Origin of the sequence: Cryobacterium sp. Y50 (assembly GCF_002929805.1) — a bacterium.
Lineage (GTDB): Bacteria > Actinomycetota > Actinomycetes > Actinomycetales > Microbacteriaceae > Cryobacterium.
The window spans coordinates 1-4,563 of the sequence record NZ_PJJM01000031.1 but is presented as its reverse complement, the minus strand read 5'-3'; the positions used below and the strand labels follow the sequence as shown (position 1 = coordinate 4,563).

Annotated in this window: 3 protein-coding genes; all 3 read left to right on the top strand. The window is 63.1% G+C overall.

Annotation, left to right across the window (positions count from 1 at the left end; all coding sequences use genetic code 11):
- Positions 1–240: 240 nt before the first annotated feature.
- The 3 genes from CXY73_RS00325 to CXY73_RS00315 all read left to right on the top strand — a co-directional run bounded on the left by CXY73_RS00325 (position 241) and on the right by CXY73_RS00315 (position 4,249).
- Complete coding sequence (locus CXY73_RS00325; RefSeq protein ID WP_104176424.1) at positions 241–1,569, top strand: M20 family metallopeptidase; 1,329 nt, start codon at positions 241–243, stop codon at positions 1,567–1,569.
- A gap of 70 nt (positions 1,570–1,639) precedes the next feature.
- Positions 1,640–3,214, top strand: a complete 1,575-nt coding sequence (locus CXY73_RS00320; protein WP_104133787.1) for an AbgT family transporter — start codon at positions 1,640–1,642, stop codon at positions 3,212–3,214.
- A 72-nt stretch (positions 3,215–3,286) separates the two neighbouring features.
- Positions 3,287–4,249 (top strand): RimK family alpha-L-glutamate ligase, encoded by a 963-nt coding sequence (locus CXY73_RS00315; protein WP_104176423.1) that lies wholly within the window; start codon positions 3,287–3,289, stop codon positions 4,247–4,249.
- The last annotated feature ends 314 nt before the right edge of the window (positions 4,250–4,563 follow it).

Genomic DNA, 4,563 nt, shown 5'->3' with positions numbered 1-4,563 from the left:
GCGAAGACGCACACACTCAGATCATCGACCGCACCCAGCAAGCCCTCGACGGCATCCCGAAAACCCTCGCCGCAATCAAGCGGATCGCCGAGATGTCCATGGAGTCGGGGGAGCAATCGCAGGCATGACCGGGCCGCTCGTCCGTGGCCCGTACTGTATCTACTACCAGCACCGGTTCTGGAGATGACGGCATAGGTCAGCACGGCGACACCGGGTAGTCTCCCTGTCTAGGGTGGATATATGAGCCATTCCACAGTGCCGAGCACCACGTATCTGCAGAAGCTTCAGGCCGAAACGGCCCGCAGGATACAGACCTCTAAATCGGTGCCGTCGCCTTTCTCCGGGGCCCCGGAGAAACTCGCAAGCGCAGTCGAAAGCCAGGTTGAGGCGCTCGTCCGGGACCTAAACGACGTCGTTCACACCCTGCACGCCGACCCGGAGATCGCCTTCGCCGAGCATCGAAGCGCCGCCTATCTGGTGGAGCTGCTCGGTCGCTATGGGATAGCCGCGCAACTCGGCGTGCACGGACTCGACACCGCGTTTCGCGCCGAGATAGGGTCGGACGACGGCCCGGTCATCGCGATTCTCAGCGAGTACGACGCCTTGCCCGACGTGGGGCACGGCTGCGGGCACAACGTCATCGCCGCCACCGGCGTCGGCGCTTTCCTCGCGTTGGCTAACACACTCAAGAAGAATCCCGACGCATTCAGCGGTCGGGTGATTTTGCTCGGAACTCCCGCCGAGGAAGGCTTCTCTGGCAAAGAAGTGATGGCCAGGCACGGCGCCTTCGAGGGCGTAGACGCCGCGATTATGGTGCACCCGTACGGCTACGACCTCGCCGACCAGGTGTGGCTCGGTCGCCGTGTGCTCACCGTGACATTCACGGGCGTCGCGGCGCACGCATCCGCTCAACCCTTCATGGGTCGCAACGCTCTCGACGCCGCCACTCTGGCGTACCAAGCTGTTGGGCTGCTGCGTCAACAGCTTCCTCCGGTAGACCGCGTGCATGCTGTAATCAGTGAGGGGGGAACCCGGCCGAGCATTATTCCCGAGCGCGCAGTACTTAAGCTTTACGCCCGTTCCAAGTACGCGGACACGCTCAAAGACCTCAGCGTGCGACTGGACGACATCGCGCGCGGCGCAGCATTGATGACGGGAACGAGTGTTGAGATCGACTGGGACGAGCACGCCCCATCGCTCCCCGTGCGTACGAACAGCGCGCTCACCGGTCGGTGGGTCGCCGCCCAGCAGCACCGTGGACGCCAGCCACTCCCGCTGGGCGTGGTGTCAGAAACCATCGCAGCGTCCACCGACTTCGGCAACGTGAGCCATCGCATCCCCGGTATCCACCCTCTGATCAAAATTGCCGCACCCGACGTTGCCCTGCATACCCGCGAATTCGCGGCGGCCGCCGCAACGGATGCCGCGGAGTCGGGTGCCCTCGACGGCGCCTGTGGTCTCGCCCTCACCGCCCTGGATTTTCTCTGCGACGCCGAATTACGACGCAGCGTGGCCGAAGAGTTCGCGGAACAGGGCGGCGCCGTCGATGTGCCGCACTTCTTCGACTGACGCCTGACCGGTCACTGTCTAACTCCGCTCACACCGATCGTTTCGTTCCCTCCGACGCAAGGTAGTCCCCATGTCTTCAGCACAGATCCTCACTCGGCGCACCGTTCTGATCGACCGTGTACTCGGCGGAATCGAACGCGTCGGCAACAAGCTGCCCGACCCGTTCATGCTCTTCCTCCTGCTGTTCGCAATCACGGCGGTGGCGTCGACTGCCATGGCCTGGGCCAACGTCACGGTGCAGTTGCCCGGGACCGACGAGATCACGGTAATTAAGGGCTTCTTCACCGCCGAAGGGCTCACGTGGTTCACCCAGAACATTGGGGTCAACTACCTGGGCTTCCCGCCGCTGGCGACGGTGCTCCCCATCCTGCTCGCGGTCGGTGTTGCCGAGAAGTCCGGCCTGCTCGCTGCGCTGATCCGTAAGGCTTTCGGCTCGGCGCCGCGCTGGTCGCTGCCCTACGCCGTGGCGTTCGTGGGGGTCGTGGGGTCGATCATGTCGGATGCGGCATTCGTGGTGATCCCCCCGCTTGCAGCTTTGGTGTTCAAGGCCGCCGGCCGGCATCCCGTCGCCGGGCTGCTCGGTGGGTTTGCCGCCGTGGGTGCCGGCTACTCCACCTCGCTGTTCGTGACAAGCCTCGACGCCCTATTCGCCGGCATCACCACGTCGGTCACACAGAACCTACCCAATGCCGGTTCCGTTGTGACCCCGATTTCGAACTACTTCTTCAATGTGGTCTCCGCGCTCGTACTCATCGCCCTGGCCGGCTTCATGATCGACAAAATCCTCGAACCGCGTCTGGGCCGCCAAGGGATCGCGCGCGAGGAGATCATCGACAACGACGACGTGCCGGGTCCCGCCGCGATGAACACGCGGCTCACGGACACCGAGAATCGCGGCCTGTTCTGGGCTTTCGTGGCAGGCGTCGTCGTTGCCGGAGTGATCCTCGTCGGCGTGCTTCTGCCCGAATCCCCGTGGCGAAACGAAGATGGCGGGTTCCTGCCTCGCTCGCCTCTGTTGAGTTCGATCGTGTTCATCGTCTTCGCCACGTTCGTGATTCCAGGGCTGGTGTACGGCAAGATCACCGGAACCATCGCCAGGGGCAGTGACGTACCCCGCGTGATGGGGCACGCCATCAAGGACATGAGCGGATTCCTCGTGCTCGCGTTCATCCTCGGCCAGTTTGTCGCCCTGTTCAATTTCTCCGGAATCGGAAGCTGGCTCGCCGTTGCCGGAGCCGGGGGCCTTGAGTCCATTGGCCTCACCGGATTTTCGGCCGTCGTTGCCTTCGTACTGCTCGCCTCGCTGCTGAACCTTTTCATCATTTCCGGTTCGGCCATGTGGACGCTGATGGCCGCAGTGTTCGTGCCGCTGTTCGTATTACTTGGCTATGAGCCCGCGTTCATCCAGGGGGCTTTCCGGGTCGGAGATTCGGCCACCCAGGTACTCACACCCCTCAATCCGTACATGATCGTGCTCCTCACGATGCTGCGCAAATACGAGCCACAGGCGGGGCTTGGCACCATAATCGCCCGCATGCTGCCCTTCGCGGTCACCTTCTGGCTCGCCTGGGTAGCCGTGCTGAGTGTCTTCTTCTTTTTCGACCTACCGATGGGCCCGGGCAACGGCATCATGATCCCGCAGTAGTAACTGCGCAAGACCCAAGGAATACGCCGCGCCGGAGCCTCCTTAAGCTCAGTGCGACCCGAAAGGATTTTCATGACTGTTAACCAACCCACGATCTATGCCCTGCACGAGAACCCCGAATGGTTTCCACCATTCGCCCGGGCCTTTGAAGCAGAGGGCATGGAGGTAAAGGAATGGCTGCTCACCGACGGCGTTCTCGACCTGGATTCGGTACCACCGGAGGGAATCTTCTGGTCGCGCATCAGCGCATCCGCTCACACGCGTGACCATGGAAAGTCGAAAGACTACGCCCGCGCCGTGTTGGCCTGGCTCGAGGCCCACGGCCGCCGTACAGTGAACGGCCGACGTGTGCTCGAGCTTGAGATGAGTAAGGTCGAGCAGCTGGTCGCGCTCAAGGCCGCTGGCATCGACACCCCTCGCACCGTGGCGGCGGTGGGCCGCGAGCAAATTCTCGCCGCCGTACGCGACTTTCCCACCCCGTTCATGACCAAGCACAACCAGGGCGGCAAGGGTCTGGGCGTGCGCAAGTTCACGAGCCACGAAGAACTCGCCGAGTACGTAGCTTCCGACGAGTTCGAGGAGCCGCAAGATGGCATCACCCTGATTCAGGAATACATCCAGGCGGCGGAACCGTTCATCACCCGGGCCGAGATCATCGGCGGTGAGTTCATCTACGCCGTCAAAGCCGACACCGCGCGCGGCGGCTTCCAGCTGTGTCCAGCGGATGCCTGCGCCATCGACCCGATCACGCGCGAGCTGATCATGCCTCCCGGCGCCACTATCGCACCCGTGGCCGGTCAGCAGCTGTTCAGCCTGCGGGAAGACTTCGACCACTCGATCATCGAGAAGTACCTCGAGTTCGCGCGCCGCAACGGCTTGGAAGTCTGCGGTATCGAGTTCATCGAAGCTGAAGACGGTCGGGTGCTCACCTACGACGTGAACACCAACACGAACTACAACGCGCTCGTCGAGGCCGAGGCCCCTCGTTCGGCCCCACGTGCCCTCGCTCGATACCTCAAAAAGCTCGCAGCCTAAAATACGTGGGGCCGGCACCGGCGCCGGTGCCGGCCCCGGCACCAGTAGGCGGTTTATCCGGCGCGGTTCTATAACCGGGAACATACACAGCAAACCCGAGTACGTGAACATGACCTCGGGTGTGCACCGTAGTGCTCAGTCAGATGTCGCTGGCAGTCTCAAACATTGAGACCTGGGGGACGCTGGCTGGCAATGAGCTCAGTTCGGTCGCGCCCGCGCCCGCGCGCCACTCGCGATAGGCCGCGTCAGCGTCGGCCGACGTCCACCGCTCCAGCAAAATCATGTGGGTGGGATCTTCGCGATCAAGCAACACG

Coding starts and splice junctions, on each gene's coding strand:
- CXY73_RS00315 (WP_104176423.1), top strand. CDS start 3,287: ATGACTGTTAACCAACCCACGATCTATGCCCTGCACGAGAACCCCGAA.
- CXY73_RS00325 (WP_104176424.1), top strand. CDS start 241: ATGAGCCATTCCACAGTGCCGAGCACCACGTATCTGCAGAAGCTTCAG.
- CXY73_RS00320 (WP_104133787.1), top strand. CDS start 1,640: ATGTCTTCAGCACAGATCCTCACTCGGCGCACCGTTCTGATCGACCGT.